Here is a 15,001-nt window from a genome sequence, read left to right as displayed (position 1 = left end):
AACCCCGCGTCGGGAGGGCTGTGAGCGACCAATCCTCCGAATCCCTGCGCGCGCCGTACACGATCGAGTTCGGATTCGAGCGCACCGTCGGCCCCAAGATCGGCACCTTCCTCGGCGGACTGCGGGACGCGCGACTTTTCGGAGTGCGGACAATCCATGGTCAGGTCTTGTGCCCGGCGCTCGAGTTCGACCCGGCCGATGCCGCCCCTACCGGCGAGCTGGTAGAGCTCGAACCGAAGGGCGTTGTCCTGCAATGGACCTGGGTACGGTCACGGCCGGCAGACGAGTTGCAGGACGATTTCGCATGGGCGCTTATCCGCATCGACGGAACCACTAACGCGATGTTCCACGCCGTCGATGTCGGCGGGAATCCCCTGACCATGAAAACGGGACTGCCCGTCGTCGCACGATGGCGCCCGGACCGTGTCGGCGCCATCACCGATATCGTCTGCTTCGAACCGGCGGGCCCGCAGTGACCGCACTACCCGAACCAGTCTCTTCGATCGCCAGCCCGTTCCGCATGGACTACACGTATGTGGCGGGATCCGGGCGTTCCATCTTCCTGCGCGGGCTGGCGCACAGGCGCCTGCTGGCACGCCGATGCCCTGGCTGTCAACGCGCGTACTGTCCTGCGCCGCAATTCTGTTCACGATGCCTGACGGAACTGGGTGAACCGTTCCCCCTCGCGGGAACGGGAACGGTGGAGACCTTCTGCATCGTGAGCTTCCCCTTTCCGGGACAAGTGTTCGCGCCGCCCTACGCAGTGGCGCACATCCGGTTGCACGGCGCCGACAACAGACTCATGCACATGATCGGAGACACCGCGCCAGACCTCGTTCACATCGGCATGACCGTAGAGCCGGTCTGGGTGACCGATGAGGAGCTCGGTGCCAGCATGCAGAGCATCCGCTACTTCCGGCCAGTGCCAGACAAGGCCGCCCATGCGTGATGTTGCCGTGGTTTCTTTTTCCCAATCGGCTTGTACTGCAGCAAATCTTCGTGACGATATGGCCGAGATCCTGCTACCCGTGGTCCGCGAGGCCCTCGAACAGGTAGGACTGCGCCGCGAGGACATCGACTTCTACGCATCGGGCAGCCATGACTTCTTCGAGGGCCGTACCTTCGCGTACATCGAGTCCCTCGACGCTGTCGGCGCCTGGCCGCCGATATCGGAATCCCATGTCGAAATGGACGCCGCATGGGCGTGTTACGAGGCCTGGTCATGGCTCCAACTGGGCCACGGTGATATCGCCCTGGTGTACGGCATCGGCCGCGGCGCGCTGCCCACCGACCTGGACCAGGTGGCCCCCGCTTCACTGGACCCCTACTACCTGACTCCCCTTCATCCGCATCGGCATGCGATCGCCGGTCTGCAGGCGGCGGCCGTCGTCGAGGCCGGTATCACCACAGAGCGAGAGATGGCCGATGTGGTGAACCAATCGCTGACCGATGCGTTGTCGAATCCCTTCGCGCTCAGGGCAGGTGCTCCGGGAGTCGAATCGCTGCTGGATCAGCCGTACATCGCCTCGCCACTGCGTCCACACGATGTGGCGCCAGTCGGTGACGGCGCCGCGGTACTGATCCTGGCCACCGGTGATGTGGCACGCCGCCTGGCCCGGCGTCCGGCGTGGATCAGGGCGATCGATCACCGGATGGACACGCACTACCCCGGCTCGCGGGATCTCACGGTAGTGGACTCGGCGCGCATCGCCGCCGACAAGGCAGCAGCCATGGCCGGTTTCACTGCCGCCAGTGTGGAAGTCGCCGAGCTGCACACCGAGTACAGCTATGTGGAACCGCTACTGACCAAAACCTTGGGCATCGACAACGTGCTCGTGAATCCATCCGGTGGGCCGCTGGCGGGTGCGCCCGCTACCGCTACCGGGTTGATCCGCATCGGCGAATCGGCTCGCGCCATCATGCAGGGCCGCGCCACTCGAGCACTTGCCCACGCCACCAACGGCGCTGCACTGCAGCACAATCTGGTTTGTCTCATGGAGGCGAGCGGATGAGCGCCCGTGTCGCCGTAGTCGGTGTCGGCCAAAGCAAGCAGGCCAAGAAGCGTGAGGTCAGCATCGCGGCGCTGGTGCGCGAGGCGGTGGACGGCGCGCTGGCCGACGCGGAGCTGACGTTCGGTGACATCGATGCGATCGTGCTCGCGAAGACCCCCGATCTCTTCGACGGCGTGATGAATCCGGAGCTATACCTCGCCGACGCGATGGGCGCGCGCGGACTGCCGGTCACCCGGGTGTTCACCGGCGGCAGCGTCGGAGGACACGCAGCCATCTATGCCGCACACCTGGTGCAAGCCGGACTTGCCGGAAGGGTGCTGGTCGTCGCGTATTCCAAGGAGTCAGAGGGCAACTTCACCTGGGCGCTGTCCCGGCCGCTGCCGTTCAGTGCCCAGCTGGGTGCCGGCGCGGGTGGGCATTTCGCACCCGTCATCCGCGAGTACATCCGCCGCTCGGGCGCCCCGGAACACATCGGCTGGCAAGTCGCGGTGAATCATCGCCTCAACGCCATTCGTAACCCATACGCGCATATCCATAAGCCCGATATCACCATCGAGGAGGTGCGCAGCTCGCCGATGCTCTGGGATCCCATCCGGTTCCTGGAATCGTGCCCGTCATCCGACGGCTCGTGTGCGGTCGTCGTTTCTTCCGAACTGTTCGCGACGCATGCGCCACGACCGCCCGCCTGGATTCACGGCACCGGGTGGCGAACCGAGACAGGCCATTTCGCGGGCCGCGATGAGGTGAATCCACGCGCCGGGCAGGAGTGCGCCGCCGCAGCGTACCGCGAGGCGGGGATCACCGACCCGGCCACCGAGGCCGATGTATCCGAGCTCTACATCCCCTACAGCTGGTACGAGCCGATGTGGATGGAGAACATCGGGCTGGCTCCCGAGGGAGCGGGCTGGCGCGCCGTCGACGAGGGCCACACCGCGTTCGGGGGCAGACACCCGATCAACCCGTCCGGTGGCGTGCTCTCGGGCAACCCCACCGGCGCGACCGGCCTGCTTCGATTCGCCGAGGCCGCTTTGCAAGTGCGGGGGCTGGCGGGAGAACATCAGGTCGACGGTGCCCGACGCGCGATAGGCCACGCCATGGGCGGCGCATCGCAGTTCCATGCTTTATGGGTGGTGGGGAGCGAGAAACCATGACCGAAGATCGAGAACTTCTCGTCGAGCGGGACGGCCCGATCGTCATCTTGACCATGAACCGTCCGCATCGGCGAAATGCGCTGTCCACCAACATGGTGGGACAGCTCGCCCAGGCCTGGGACGAGATCGATCGGGACGACGGCATCCGGGCGGCCATCATCACCGGCGCCGGTAGCGCCTACTGCGTAGGAGGTGATCTCAGCGATGGCTGGATGGTCCGGGACGGCTCCGCGCCGCCACTCGACCCTGCCGCCATAGGCAAAGGACTGCTACTCACCCATACCCTGACCAAACCGCTCATCGCGGCGGTCAACGGTGCGTGCCTGGGTGGCGGATGTGAAATGTTGCAGCAGACCGATATCCGTGTTGCCGATGAGCAGGCCACGTTCGGTCTTCCGGAGGTACAGCGTGGGCTGGTGCCCGGTGCCGGCTCCATGGTCCGGCTCAAACGGCAGATCCCCTACACCAAGGCCATGGAAATGATCCTCACGGGCGAGCCGCTCACCGCCCAGGAGGCCTATCATTTCGGCCTGGTGGGCCACGTGGTGCCGGCGGGCACCGCATTGGACAAGGCGCGAAGCCTCGCCGAACGCGTGGTGCGCAACGGCCCGCTGGCAGTGCGCAACGCCAAGGAAGCTGTGGTGCACAGCGGTTGGATCGCCGAGGAAGACGCACGCGCCATCGAAGCCCGCCTGACCCGCCAGGTGATCAGCTCTGCCGATGCACGCGAGGGGTTGTCCGCATTCCGCGAGAAGAGAGAGGCCCGGTTCACCGGCCAATGACCGACATCGCATCTGAAACAGACACCTCTGCACATGATTCCACCGATCAGCGATTGCTCAGTGCCGCCGAGCGACTATTCGCCGAGCGTGGCGTGGATGCGGTGTCACTGCGCGCCATCATGGCGGCGGCGGGCACCAATGTCGCGTCGGTGCACTATCACTTCGGATCCAAGGAACGTCTCATCGAGGCGCTGCTCGATAAATACCTGAATCAGCTCGAAAAGCGCCGGTTCACGTTGTTGGACATCGCCGAAAGGGCCGGAACACTGCGTGCCATTGCCGAGGCGATCGTCGTCCCGCTGTCCGAGATCGGCGAAGAGGGCGGAACCGCATGGCTTTCCACCCTCGGCAAGCTCCTCATCAGTGGGCACCCCGCGCTTATCCCGATGAGCGTGAGTTTTCAGCCTCAGGCCGCGCGACTACAGGAGCTGATCGTGCGGCTGCGCCCGGACGCCTCACTGCCGTCAATTCGATTCGGGGTCACCCAGGCGGTCACACTGACCTGCGTAGTTCTGGGCGACATCGCGCACACCAATCGACTGATGTCCCTGAGCGGCACCTATCTCGACGACGGGCAGATGAATGCGCAGCTCATCGACCTGGTGACCGCCATCCTGGCCGGACCTCCGGCAGAGAACTAGGCACGCCCCTCCCTGAAAGCGTCGAAGGACCGGCGCAATTCGCCGGTGGCAGTACACATCACCTGAGTCCTGTTTTCCAGGTCCAGCGCGTGACGCAAGCTCGGCGCGTCGACCGTCTGCCACATCGTTTCTTTGGTCATCCATACCGCCAGCGGTGAGTGCACGGCGATTTCTTCGGCCTTCGCAAGCGCCGCGTCAAGGAGGGTTTCGGTAGGCACCACGTCGAAGATCAAGCCGATCCGTTGCGCCTCGTCGGCGCCGAATACCCGCCCGGTCAACATCAGCTCTGCGGCGCGGGCCGCGCCCACCAACCGCGGCAGGTGATAGCTGGTTCCCATATCGCAGTTGGATACCCCATGACGGATAAACACGGCGCCGAATGAGGCCTCCGGGCAGGCGAACCGGATATCGCAGGCCAGCGCCAATGCGAACCCGCCACCGACCGCGTGTCCATTGACAGCAGCGATGACGGGCTGACGCATCCGGTGAATCCGTTCGAACAGCGAGGCCATCAACTCCTGAGCCGCGAGCGTACGCACCAGCTCCGAGTCGGTGGCACCGAGCAGCGCGGCCGTGGAGGTCGCCCCGATATTGGTGAAATCGGTGGGCAGCGACTTCAGATCGGCTCCGGCACAAAAAGATGCGCCGACTGCGGTGAGAACCACAACCCGCACCTTGGGGTCGCCATCGGTCTTCTCGACCACGGAGTGCAGCTCGGCCACCGTCTGCGGGTCCAGTGCATTACGGCGCTCGGGACGATCGATCGTGACCACCAGGATTCCGTTGTCGCGATGCTCCGTGCGAATCATCGGGCCACCAACCCTCCGTCGGCGATGATGGTCTGACCGGTGATGTAGCTGCCCGCATCGGAGGTCAAAAGCAGTGCGGTACCCACCATTTCGTCGGGGAGTCCGAGCCGTTTGAGATGATTGGCATTAGCCATTCGTTCCACCTCGGCGGGCGGGGTCTTGCGCACCATGTCGGTGTCGATCGCGCCGGGAGCGAGTGCGTTGACACGCACACCCCGCGAAGCGAGCTCGGCCGCCGCAGACCGCGTGTATGAGACCAGTGCGGCCTTGGCCGCCGAGTACATGGAGACGCCCTGACCAAACATGAAGGCGCCCACCGAGACAACGTTGAGCACTGCCGCATGTCGACTGGCCACCAAATGTGGCAGCGCGGCTTGCACCAGAAACACCGGCCCCCGCAGGTTCACACCGAAGGACTTGTCCCACCCATCGACGGTGAAGGAGCCCACCGGTTCGGTGAGTGCATTGGCAGCGTTGTTCACCACGATGTCGATACCGCCGAACTCCTCGACGGCGGCCTGCACCAAATGTTGCAGGGATTCGATATCGCCCGTGTGTGTCGGTACGCCCAGCGCCCGGCCGCCCAGGGACCGCAGATGCTCGACCGTATCGGCGCACGCTTCCGGCTTACGGCTTGCGACAACCACATTGGCACCCGCGCAGGCATAACCTTCGGCGAGAGATCGCCCGATTCCACGGGTGCCCCCGGTGACGATGGCCGTACGCCCCGTGAGGTCGAACAGGCTGGAGAAGGTTTCTCGGTTCATCGTTTCCTCACTTTTCGCTGGTCCACAATGCTCGCCGCGCCCACCACACCAAGAATCTGCTCGATGAGCGCTTCGTCGGCGGTGCCGCGCAAGACGCCGTGGTAGACGGCCATACCCACAACGGTGTCGAAGAGCGCATCCGCCCCGGGCCGGTCCGCACATCGGCCAGCGGCGACAGCCTCGGCGTGTGCCGTCCGGAACGCTTCGCGCAGAGGCATTTCGGTGCGCGCGACCAAATCCGCATACTGCCCCGGTTCGCGGTGGTACTCGACGAGGAGTCCCGGCATCGCGGCGCGGGTAGCGGGATCGGCAAAGTACTCGACCACAGCGCGCACCACAACGGGCAGATAGTCCTGGAATTCGCCGCGATCGGCGAGGGCCGCGGGCCACGGGCGGTCCGCGATCGCGCTTTCCACCATGGCGGCCTGCGTTGACCAACGCCGGTAAATCGTGGGAGCACCGATGCCTGCGACGCGGGCCACGGCGGGGATGGTGGTGCCCTGATACCCCTCGGTCGCCAACATCTGGCGCACGGTCTCGCGCACCGCGTCATCCTTGTCCGGATCGCGGGGACGTCCCCCCTGGCGTCTATCCACTATCCCAAGACTCCCTAGTTTCGATATTCGAAATAACGATACTAGTGAGGCTTGGCGGGGGGAAGGGTCTACCGGTAGGTGGCGAGGACCTGCTTGCGCAGTCCGTCGGTGGCGGTTTCCATGGCGCCCTTGATGGCCCGCTTCAGCACGAATCCGGGCAGCGGGATCAGCGGGTCGACCGTCAGCTCGAACTTCACGTGCGTCTTGTCACCCTTGGGCGTGAAGGTGTACTTACCGTCCTGACGGCGCTGCTGACTGGCCTTCACCAGGGTCCAGCTGACCGTATCGGCGCCCCAGGTGTAGGCGACGGTTTGTTCGTCGGTAATGCCCGCCGTCTTCACCTTCATCTTCACCTCGTGCGGTCGTCCGTCGTTGCCCGTGGTCAGCACCGTCGAACTCTGATGCGCCGAAGACCATTTCGGCAGAACCTCGAAGTCTGCGATGACATCCATGATCTGCGCGGGGGTCGCCTCGATGACTATTTCCCGGGTGTCGCTAGTGGCCATGGATCTGACCCTAGCGACCCCGCGAGCTCTAGACGGTGAATCCCCCGTCGATGTTGATCGCGGTTCCCGTGATGTACCAGGCCTCATCCGATGCCAGATAGCTCACCAAGCTGGCGATATCGCGAGGCTGGCCATAGCGCCCCACCGCGATGTTGGGGAGCAGGATCTGCGCCAGCTCGCCATTCTCTGGGTTCATATCCGTGTCCACCGGGCCCGGCTGAACGTTGTTGATCGTGATGCCCCGGGGGCCGAATTCGCGCGCCAGTCCGCGCGTCAGGCCTGCGACGGCCGCCTTCGACATCGAGTACAGCGATGCGTTGGGGGTAGGCGAATGGTCGCCGTTGATACTGCCGATGGTGACGATCCTGCCTCCCTCGGCCAGATGCGGGGAGGCCGCCTTGATGGCCGCGAAAACAGCCCGCACGTTCACCGCGACGATCACGTCGAAGTCTTCCAAGGTCGCGGTATCCACGTCGCCAAAGGATGCGATGCCGGCATTGTTGACCAGAATATCCAGTCCGCCAAGGTGTTCGGCCGCCTCGTTGACCGCGGTCGTGAGCTGGGCCGGGTCGGATACATCGGCCTTGACCGCCAGCGCCCAGCCGCCATCCTCCTTGACATCGGCCACGACGTCCGCGGCCGGTTGCGGTGAACTCGAGAACGTGAAGACGACACGCGCACCATCTTCGGCGAGCCTGCGCACGATGGCTGCGCCTATTCCGCGCGATCCGCCGGTGACAAACGCGCGGCGACCCTTCAGTGGTGGAGTCATGGTGGTCCTTCCGTAGGTACGCACGGGTCAAGTGGACTCGGGTCCGAAACATTCCCCGTCATGCCAAACCGCCACGTTATGCGTCTCCCACCGGCATACTCGCTGTGTGTCGTCACCTGACATTCACCCCAGCCTCCGTTTGGCGGCCAAGGTATTTCCACGACAGGTCGGCCTGCCACGAACCCTTTCCACCCTGCGCGGATTGATCCGCACCTCGGGGCTGTTTCCCAGATTTGGGGTGCGGACCGTGGCGGTGAACGACGACGTGACGGTTCGTGCACACGTTCCCAAGAACCTGACCGAGCCGTCCCCGGCTCTGTTATGGATTCACGGCGGCGGTTATGTGATGGGCACGGCACGTCAGGATGACTTCTTCTGCCGCAAGGTCATGCGGGAAACGGGGCTTCCCGTCGTGTCGGTCGACTATCGGCTGGCACCCGAACATCCCTATCCGACACCCATCGAGGACTGCTATGCGGCGCTGCGCTGGCTATCGGTGCAAGGCTGGATCGACCCAACACGCATCGCCATTGGCGGCGCCAGCGCCGGCGGCGGACTGACCGCAGCACTTGCGCTGCTGGCGCGCGATCGAGGCGAGGTCGCACCGGCGGCGCAGCTGCTGGTCTACCCGATGCTCGACGACCGCACCACCGCGCGCACCGACGTCGACGAAACCAACCTGCGGATGTGGAGCACCAAAAGCAACCGGTTCGGCTGGGACTCGTACCTGGGGGACACCGACCGCAATGTCGCCGTACCGGGTCGGCGGTCGGACTTGGCCGGAGTGGCGCCGGCCTGGTTGGGCATCGGGACGGCCGACCTGTTTCACGACGAGGACCTCCTCTACGCCGAACGCCTGCGTGCCGCCGGAGTGCCCTGCGAGCTGGAAGTCGTGGAGGGCGCTTTCCACGGCTTCGACAGATTCGTACCGTGGGCCGGGGTGTCGAAGGACTTCGTAGCCAAGGCCTGCCGAAGTCTGCAGGGCGCGCTTATCTGATCGGCACCTGACGGCCGGATCTAGCGCACCAAGTCTCTGAATACGACTGGCCGACAACGGCTCTCTGAGGTCTTTGCATCAACTCCGTCGATCCCGGGACGAAACAAACCGAACCCCTATGGGGTACCGGCACAACCTTGCATCCCACGCGCTAATGTAAATGAATATCGTTATCGTTGTCGTTAGTGCGGGTGGAGGGTGGGGAGTGGCTATGCCGGTGTGGATGGCTTCGCCGCCGGAGGTGCATTCGACTCTGCTCAGCGCAGGTCCGGGTCCCGGACCGCTGCTCGCCGCCGCAGCCGAATGGTCCTCGCTGGCGGCGCATTACACCGCGACGGCCGATGAGCTCCGGGCAATTCTGGCCGCCACCCATACGGCAACGTGGCAGGGTCACAGTGCGGACACGTATGTGGCGGCGCACATTCCGTACCTGGAATGGCTGACCCAAGGCGCCATCGAAAGCAATACCCGTGCCGCTCAGCATGGTACCGCCGCGGGCGCATACAGCACCGCGCTGGCAATCATGCCCACTCTTGCCGAGCTGGCCGCCAACCACGCCACGCACGCGGCATTGTTGGCAACAAACTTCTTCGGTATCAACACAATTCCCATCGTTGCCACCGAGGCGGACTACGTCCGCATGTGGGTTCAGGCCGCCACGACGATGGCGGCCTACCAGACCACGTCCGAGGTCGCACTGGCGTCTACACCGCCTTCCACGCCGCCCCCGTCGATCCTGCACGATCACGACCACGAGCACGGCCATGACGACGACCACGGTCACGGAGACCTGGACCCCACCAACCCGGAGTGGTGGGTCCACGTGGCCGGTGAGATGGTCGAGCATCTCAAGCTGCTGTGGAACAACCTGCTGACCGATCCGGCAGCACTGTTGACCAACCTTCCGTTGGTGTTGGCGGATGTCGCTTTTCATGCCGCACAATTGGCTTCGACAATCGGCCAGTTCGCCCCGGTGCTGATCCAGCCCGCGCTTGCTCTAGCGATCGCGAGCCTGAGCTCAGTGGTCGGGTTGGCAGGCCTGGCTGGCATCCAGCCGTCGCCTGAAATCGTTGCGACGGAACCGAACCCCGTCCCGGAACCTCCTACCGCGGCGGCTGCTGGGACAGCCCCCGCCTCTAGTTCATCGCCGTCGGCTCCCGCACCGGCCCCCTCCGGCGCACCAGCGCCATCCGCACCAGGTACCGCGCCTGCGCCGTCGTCTCCTCCCCCACCCGTCGGCGATCCAGGTTTCTCGTTCCCGTACGGGGTCGGTGGAGGCCCCCGCATCGGCGCCGGATTGGCTCTGGCGAGCCAGGTCCACACGAGAGCCAGTACGTCAGCCAGGAACTCAGCATCAGAACGCGCGGGGACGGCGGCGACGGCCGCAGCGCGACAGGCACGCCGACGACGCGATCGGAGCAAGCAAGAAGGCCGCGCCGTCGAATACATGGACATGGACGCCACCGTGACCCTTGACAGGGGCGAGCCCTCCGCGACGGCTTCACACCGCGGAGCCGGACCCATGGGGTTCACCGGCACTGTGCCCAGAACAGGCCTGGCAGCAACCGGATTGGCCACATTGGGCCACGATGACGACTTCAGCAAGGGCGCTCAGGCGCCGATGATCCCGAACACCTGGGTCCCGGACGGCGCCGACGAAGATTAGCGGCGCCGTATTCGGTGTGCACCTAGCAGGTGATCGAGACCAGAGCGACCTTGTGATCGATCACCGACACAGTTGTCGGAGCATTCCGCACATCCCGGGCCGGCTGCGCCGAGTAGACCGGGGACTGCTCCTCCACAGAAGCAACGCACCTAGTCAGATCTGTCGCAGCGCCACTCTTGGAGACGATCACCCGGTAGCCCTTGGCTTTCAGGTCGTTAATAACGGCACTCGCATCACCGACCCCCGCAGGACCCGCGTGAGCAAGCCCCGGGGAGCCCACGGTGCCGATCATGCCGACGGCAGCGATGGCAAGCAGTCCAGTCCGCCAGTACGTCCCCCGCCACGCTGAATGGGACCAGTCTCGCAGGGCAAACTTAACCATAACTAGATACTATACTGGTTAAGTATTAATTAACAATACCGCTTTCGTGAGGCTATGACGGCAGTGACTATGCCTCAGGTAATAGACACGATTGGTCCACAGATACAGAAAAACCCGCCGTCTCCGGCGGGCTCTCGTGGTGGCCAGGGCCGGGATCGAACCGGCGACCTTCCGCTTTTCAGGCGGAGTTCTGGCCTACACCAATGTGTTTCAGCCGGTCAGACCAGAAGCGCAACCGGCATTCGGACGTGTTGGATCAGTCGGTCTGGCTCGTTGGCCCCATGTTGGCCCCATGAGATAACCCAATCTGCGTGGCAAGCCGATCGGGTTACTTGGTCGGTAGAAGCGGACTTGGGCGAAGTCTTAGTGCGATGGTTTTCGCTTACCGAACAGAGCGCGGCGGTCCCGGCGGATCTCATAGAGACGCCAACTGAACTATCGACCGCAACTGAAAGGCTGGATGCAGTCCAATTTGCTTGCGTGTGGTCCGATGGGCACCACCGCGCGCATCCCAATCTAGAGCAGTTTCACCGGCGCTGGCTCAAGCACTAGGCCCCACGGCGTGGTGACGTTGAGGAGCGGTTCGGGCGGCGGGTCGGTGAGCGCGATGGGGTCTCCGGCCAAGCTCGCGGTGCCGCGCCCCTCGAAGAGTGCGACGCAAGCGTTGCCGTCCAGGCGGGACGGGAACCGGACGGCGCCGGCGCCTCGGTCAAAAAGGTCCGCGGCGATCGTCTGCGTGATGGCGCGGCGACTGGTGGTGATCTCGCGCAGATCGAGGTGCTGCAGGTCGTGCTCGAGCAGCAGTTCGACGTGGCGATCCTCGATCTCCTGGCGTGTGGGCACGTCGGTGAGATCGATCAAGGGGCCATCGAGCTTCAGGACTGTGGGAACGAGGGCGTGCTGTATGCGCCACTGCGCAGTGACCGGCTTCTCAGTGAAGTCTTGGGCAGCCTCAGGTCCGTAGCGCTCAACATGGCGGCGCAGCGCGCCGAGGTTCGGCCGGAAGTCGGCTAGCACCTCGCGAAGACACGTTTCCGCCAAGTCAGCACAATAGAGCGTGCGGAACCGGCGGTAGACGTCGTCGAAACGGTGACTGAACTGGTACAGCTCCAGCGGAGTGAAGCCGAGCGGGTCAGCGTAATAGCCGACCCGCCACAGGGTTCGCCCCTGCTCGGGCGCCGCGATCACGACTGGAAGCTGGCGACCTGCCGTGCAGCCCGGACAACCATCGCGAACTCCGCGGTGTCGACCGCCGCACCGAGCACCTCGATCGGCGCGCGATCGTCCAAGCGCGTGTTGGTGCCAAACAGCCACGCCCGCGCCGTCTTGTCGTCGTAAGCATCGACGAGCATCCTGACGACCTTGTAGCCCTCACGTAACCGGCGCTCGGTCGCGCCGTGAGGTTCCGGGCCGCCCTTGCGCGCGTAGCGGCCGATTTGCTTGGCGTCAGCCAAGCCCGCCATCGCCGCCGCGACGCGCTGGCCGACGGCCTCTTGCAGATACGCGGCGATCTCGCGGATCGAAAGCGTCGCTGCCTCATCATCAAGCCGCTGCGCCGCAGAGACGGTCAAGACTGGCATATCGCACCTCCACGTTGATCTACCTGAGACGCTACCACATAAACACCTGAGAACACACCCTGAAGCTACACCTGATAGCCACCAGGCCTGGCCTACGGTTCGCGGTTGGAGCCGTTGAATCAGCATGTTCGCGCAAAAATGCCGCCAACGACGCCGCTCACTGGCCACGATTCGACCTCTAAGGTATGAGCTAACCGGTCACCGTCTCCTCCAGTGCGCACGGTCTCATAGCTGCACGTCAGCGAGGTTCAGCCGTTCCCGCTGTGACGCTCCGTCCCTCTTGTTCGCATCGGTTCCACCGTGTTCTGTGGCCAAATCCGTGGCCATTCCAACAGCCATAAGTGGGCCCATGCGCAACCCGCGGCGCGAGCCGTCGCGGGTGACACGATTACAGATAAGCCGCGAACGTCACCACGAGAAGATCGGCGAGCGCGTCCGAGCCACCTAGGCGTAGAGACTCATCCACCGTGCGATGGTCGGCTCCATGCGCTCGGGCACGAGCGAATCCGCGTCCCGTTGATCCCGCCGTACGTTCCTGTCGGGGTCGCTGAGCAACCAGATGGTTCGCGCCGATGTCTCCATCGCCGAACGGCATAGTTGCATTATGGACGACGCGTAGAGGTTCCTCGTCGTCGTCCGTTGATCTACGAGCAACGCGGCCGCGTACAGGTTCTCCGTGGCGCTCATCATCGGAATCAAACACTCCTCGGTGACCGCTGTCCGTTATAACCGGATCTGGGGCATTCTCAATGAAGGCGAGGTCAACGCACTATCTGAACGATATCGTGATAGCATCGCTCTGTGGCGCAGATTCTCATCCGTCAACTTGAGGACGACACCAAGGCCAAATTGCAGCGACTAGCCCGTCAACACGGTCGCAGCACCGAGGAGGAGGTGCGCGAGATCTTACGGAACGCAGTCCGGCACGTCGATAATCCGCCTGGGCGGCTCGGGTCTCGTATCGCGTCACGCTTCAAAGGCGTGGGCCTGACCGAGGACATACCCGAACTGCGGGGACAGCCCGTCCAGCCGGCACAGTTCAACGAATCATGATCGTGCTGGACACCAATGTGCTCTCCGCGTTGATGCGGGACACACCCGATCCGGCCGTCGTGGAATGGCTCGATAATCAGCCCACCGAATCAATCTGGACGACATCGGTAACAGTATTCGAGATACGCACTGGTATTGAACTTTTGACGCCAAGCCGCCGACGCAAGCGGCTCGACGAGATCTTTTCTCAACTCCTCGACGAAGACCTTGATGGTCGTGTGCAATCCTTCGACCTGACGGCTGCGTTTGCCGCTGGGACCATCGCCGCCACCCAACAACGAGGTGGGCGTGCGGTGGAAATTCGTGATGTGCAGATCGCCGGCATCGCCGCGTCCCGGCACGCAACTGTGGCTACCCGCAATACTCGCCACTTCGACGGAACGGGCGTCGACCTGGTCAACCCCTGGGACTGACGTCGTGCCCCAGATTCATTGAGAATGCCCCAGATCCAGTGATAACGGACAACCGCCGCATCCCCCGCCGGCACTAAGGGATACGCCTCCTTAAAAGCGGCGTCGTCGCCGACAAACGGGCTCCCCGGCTCAGGATGGTGCGGGTGCAGTCCCCACTGCCGCAATTCCGCGCACGCTTGGCACGGTTGCCGATGCGGTCCAGCACGCCGTTCGTCGCCAAATTGACCAGTGCTTCTATCATCTGCTGATCCGGCTGCATAACGAGTCTCCTATTACAACACCAAACACGCCCTGGCTGCGCGGTACGTTCACAATGCACCTGTCCAACGACAAGTCCGGGGTGTTCAAGGGCGCGCCGGCCATTGAGTAACAATTGCGACGTTGCATTTCGTAAGGCGGACGCCCGCGTTGGAGTCTGGGACCTAAGGGGACAATCGGCTTCCCACGCAGCGACTTCCACGTCAGGCAGCGGATTATCGAAGGTGTCGGAAACTGAGAGATTCTGTAGCTGGCCGAATTGACGCGGTGTGTTTGTTGAAGCTTGCATATCGGGCGGCGGTGGCTCGTCCCAAGCCTTCGCCATCAACGTCGGATCGTCGAGGTCTCGGCAAGCGTCGGCTGCTCGGCGGAGCTGTTCCGCTGTCATCCGTTCTGCAGGCTTGTGCCGCGGTGCCTTATCGGACATTGGTGACCCTGAAGATCTCTGATCGTAAGCGGATGGGCGTAGGTTGAACTCTATCTTGGTGGTCAATTCGTCACGGTGCCAGTTCTCCCCAGTTGCGTCCAGCAGAGTGGTGTACGAGCCGGTGATGACCGGCGTGTCGTAGCCGGATGAATGAAGGTCATCGCGTGATTCTTCGAGGGACCGACCAAA

Annotated in this window: 19 protein-coding genes and 1 pseudogene; 10 read left to right on the top strand and 10 right to left on the bottom strand. The window is 63.8% G+C overall.

Annotated elements, in window-relative coordinates:
- Nucleotides 1-20 precede the first annotated feature (20 nt).
- Genes AOT87_RS00420 through AOT87_RS00395 form a run of 6 tightly spaced genes read left to right on the top strand, consistent with a single transcriptional unit; the run spans nucleotide 21 to nucleotide 4,586 of the window.
- The gene (locus AOT87_RS00420; RefSeq protein WP_030094290.1) at nucleotides 21-476 is read left to right on the top strand and encodes an OB-fold domain-containing protein; all 456 of its coding nucleotides are present in this window, start codon (nucleotides 21-23) and stop codon (nucleotides 474-476) included.
- Nucleotides 473-949 (top strand): Zn-ribbon domain-containing OB-fold protein, encoded by a 477-nt coding sequence (locus tag AOT87_RS00415; RefSeq protein WP_057969404.1) that lies wholly within the window; start codon nucleotides 473-475, stop codon nucleotides 947-949. The genes AOT87_RS00420 and AOT87_RS00415 overlap by 4 nt, the downstream gene beginning before the upstream one ends.
- The gene (locus AOT87_RS00410; RefSeq protein WP_030094288.1) at nucleotides 942-2,012 is read left to right on the top strand and encodes a lipid-transfer protein; all 1,071 of its coding nucleotides are present in this window, start codon (nucleotides 942-944) and stop codon (nucleotides 2,010-2,012) included. Before AOT87_RS00415 ends, AOT87_RS00410 begins: the two co-directional genes overlap by 8 nt.
- Nucleotides 2,009-3,163 carry a thiolase domain-containing protein gene (locus tag AOT87_RS00405; protein WP_030094287.1) on the top strand — a complete coding sequence of 385 codons (1,155 nt, stop codon included), beginning with the start codon at nucleotides 2,009-2,011 and terminating at the stop codon, nucleotides 3,161-3,163. Before AOT87_RS00410 ends, AOT87_RS00405 begins: the two co-directional genes overlap by 4 nt.
- The gene (locus tag AOT87_RS00400) at nucleotides 3,160-3,945 is read left to right on the top strand and encodes an enoyl-CoA hydratase-related protein (protein WP_057969403.1); all 786 of its coding nucleotides are present in this window, start codon (nucleotides 3,160-3,162) and stop codon (nucleotides 3,943-3,945) included. Before AOT87_RS00405 ends, AOT87_RS00400 begins: the two co-directional genes overlap by 4 nt.
- Nucleotides 3,942-4,586, top strand: a complete 645-nt coding sequence (locus tag AOT87_RS00395; RefSeq protein WP_057969402.1) for a helix-turn-helix domain-containing protein — start codon at nucleotides 3,942-3,944, stop codon at nucleotides 4,584-4,586. The genes AOT87_RS00400 and AOT87_RS00395 overlap by 4 nt, the downstream gene beginning before the upstream one ends.
- Here the strand turns inward: AOT87_RS00395 and AOT87_RS00390 are convergent.
- From AOT87_RS00390 to AOT87_RS00370, 5 genes are all read right to left on the bottom strand, one after another.
- Nucleotides 4,583-5,395 carry an enoyl-CoA hydratase/isomerase family protein gene (locus tag AOT87_RS00390; RefSeq protein ID WP_057969401.1) on the bottom strand — a complete coding sequence of 271 codons (813 nt, stop codon included), beginning with the start codon at nucleotides 5,393-5,395 and terminating at the stop codon, nucleotides 4,583-4,585. The genes AOT87_RS00395 and AOT87_RS00390 overlap by 4 nt on opposite strands.
- Nucleotides 5,392-6,162, bottom strand: coding sequence for a glucose 1-dehydrogenase (locus AOT87_RS00385; protein WP_057969400.1), 771 nt, complete (start codon nucleotides 6,160-6,162; stop codon nucleotides 5,392-5,394). Before AOT87_RS00385 ends, AOT87_RS00390 begins: the two co-directional genes overlap by 4 nt.
- On the bottom strand, nucleotides 6,159-6,758 hold the full coding sequence (locus AOT87_RS00380; protein WP_057969399.1) for a TetR/AcrR family transcriptional regulator: 600 nt from the start codon (nucleotides 6,756-6,758) through the stop codon (nucleotides 6,159-6,161). The genes AOT87_RS00385 and AOT87_RS00380 overlap by 4 nt, the downstream gene beginning before the upstream one ends.
- A 68-nt stretch (nucleotides 6,759-6,826) precedes the next feature.
- Nucleotides 6,827-7,264, bottom strand: coding sequence for an SRPBCC family protein (locus AOT87_RS00375; RefSeq protein ID WP_057969398.1), 438 nt, complete (start codon nucleotides 7,262-7,264; stop codon nucleotides 6,827-6,829).
- Between the two features lie 28 nt (nucleotides 7,265-7,292).
- Nucleotides 7,293-8,036, bottom strand: coding sequence for a 3-oxoacyl-ACP reductase family protein (locus AOT87_RS00370; protein ID WP_057969397.1), 744 nt, complete (start codon nucleotides 8,034-8,036; stop codon nucleotides 7,293-7,295).
- Between the two features lie 106 nt (nucleotides 8,037-8,142).
- Here AOT87_RS00370 and AOT87_RS00365 point away from each other — a divergent pair, with 106 nt between their 5' ends.
- Nucleotides 8,143-9,033 (top strand): alpha/beta hydrolase, encoded by an 891-nt coding sequence (locus tag AOT87_RS00365; RefSeq protein ID WP_057969396.1) that lies wholly within the window; start codon nucleotides 8,143-8,145, stop codon nucleotides 9,031-9,033.
- 211 nt (nucleotides 9,034-9,244) lie between these two features.
- The gene (locus tag AOT87_RS00360; protein WP_057969395.1) at nucleotides 9,245-10,699 is read left to right on the top strand and encodes a PPE family protein; all 1,455 of its coding nucleotides are present in this window, start codon (nucleotides 9,245-9,247) and stop codon (nucleotides 10,697-10,699) included.
- 22 nt (nucleotides 10,700-10,721) lie between these two features.
- Here AOT87_RS00360 and AOT87_RS00355 read toward each other — a convergent pair whose 3' ends face one another.
- From AOT87_RS00355 to AOT87_RS28940, 4 genes are all read right to left on the bottom strand, one after another.
- Complete coding sequence (locus AOT87_RS00355; protein ID WP_234796433.1) at nucleotides 10,722-11,081, bottom strand: hypothetical protein; 360 nt, start codon at nucleotides 11,079-11,081, stop codon at nucleotides 10,722-10,724.
- A gap of 516 nt (nucleotides 11,082-11,597) precedes the next feature.
- Nucleotides 11,598-12,269, bottom strand: a complete 672-nt coding sequence (locus AOT87_RS00345; protein ID WP_007168496.1) for an RES family NAD+ phosphorylase — start codon at nucleotides 12,267-12,269, stop codon at nucleotides 11,598-11,600.
- Nucleotides 12,266-12,661 (bottom strand): hypothetical protein, encoded by a 396-nt coding sequence (locus AOT87_RS00340; RefSeq protein ID WP_007168495.1) that lies wholly within the window; start codon nucleotides 12,659-12,661, stop codon nucleotides 12,266-12,268. Before AOT87_RS00340 ends, AOT87_RS00345 begins: the two co-directional genes overlap by 4 nt.
- A gap of 388 nt (nucleotides 12,662-13,049) precedes the next feature.
- Complete coding sequence (locus AOT87_RS28940; protein ID WP_198528444.1) at nucleotides 13,050-13,256, bottom strand: hypothetical protein; 207 nt, start codon at nucleotides 13,254-13,256, stop codon at nucleotides 13,050-13,052.
- A 206-nt stretch (nucleotides 13,257-13,462) separates the two neighbouring features.
- Here AOT87_RS28940 and AOT87_RS00330 point away from each other — a divergent pair, with 206 nt between their 5' ends.
- A complete protein-coding gene (locus AOT87_RS00330; RefSeq protein ID WP_007168493.1) occupies nucleotides 13,463-13,714 on the top strand; it encodes a ribbon-helix-helix protein, CopG family in 252 nt (83 codons plus the stop codon).
- Nucleotides 13,711-14,127 carry a type II toxin-antitoxin system VapC family toxin gene (locus AOT87_RS00325; protein WP_007168492.1) on the top strand — a complete coding sequence of 139 codons (417 nt, stop codon included), beginning with the start codon at nucleotides 13,711-13,713 and terminating at the stop codon, nucleotides 14,125-14,127. The genes AOT87_RS00330 and AOT87_RS00325 overlap by 4 nt, the downstream gene beginning before the upstream one ends.
- Before the next feature lie 73 nt (nucleotides 14,128-14,200).
- Here the strand turns inward: AOT87_RS00325 and AOT87_RS29135 are convergent.
- Nucleotides 14,201-15,001 (bottom strand): annotated as a pseudogene (locus tag AOT87_RS29135) (hypothetical protein); the annotation flags it as partial.

The sequence above is a fragment of the Mycobacteroides sp. H003 genome (assembly GCF_001440135.1).
Taxonomy (GTDB): Bacteria; Actinomycetota; Actinomycetes; order Mycobacteriales; family Mycobacteriaceae; genus Mycobacterium; species Mycobacterium gwanakae.
This window is presented reverse-complemented; position numbering and strand designations above follow the sequence as displayed.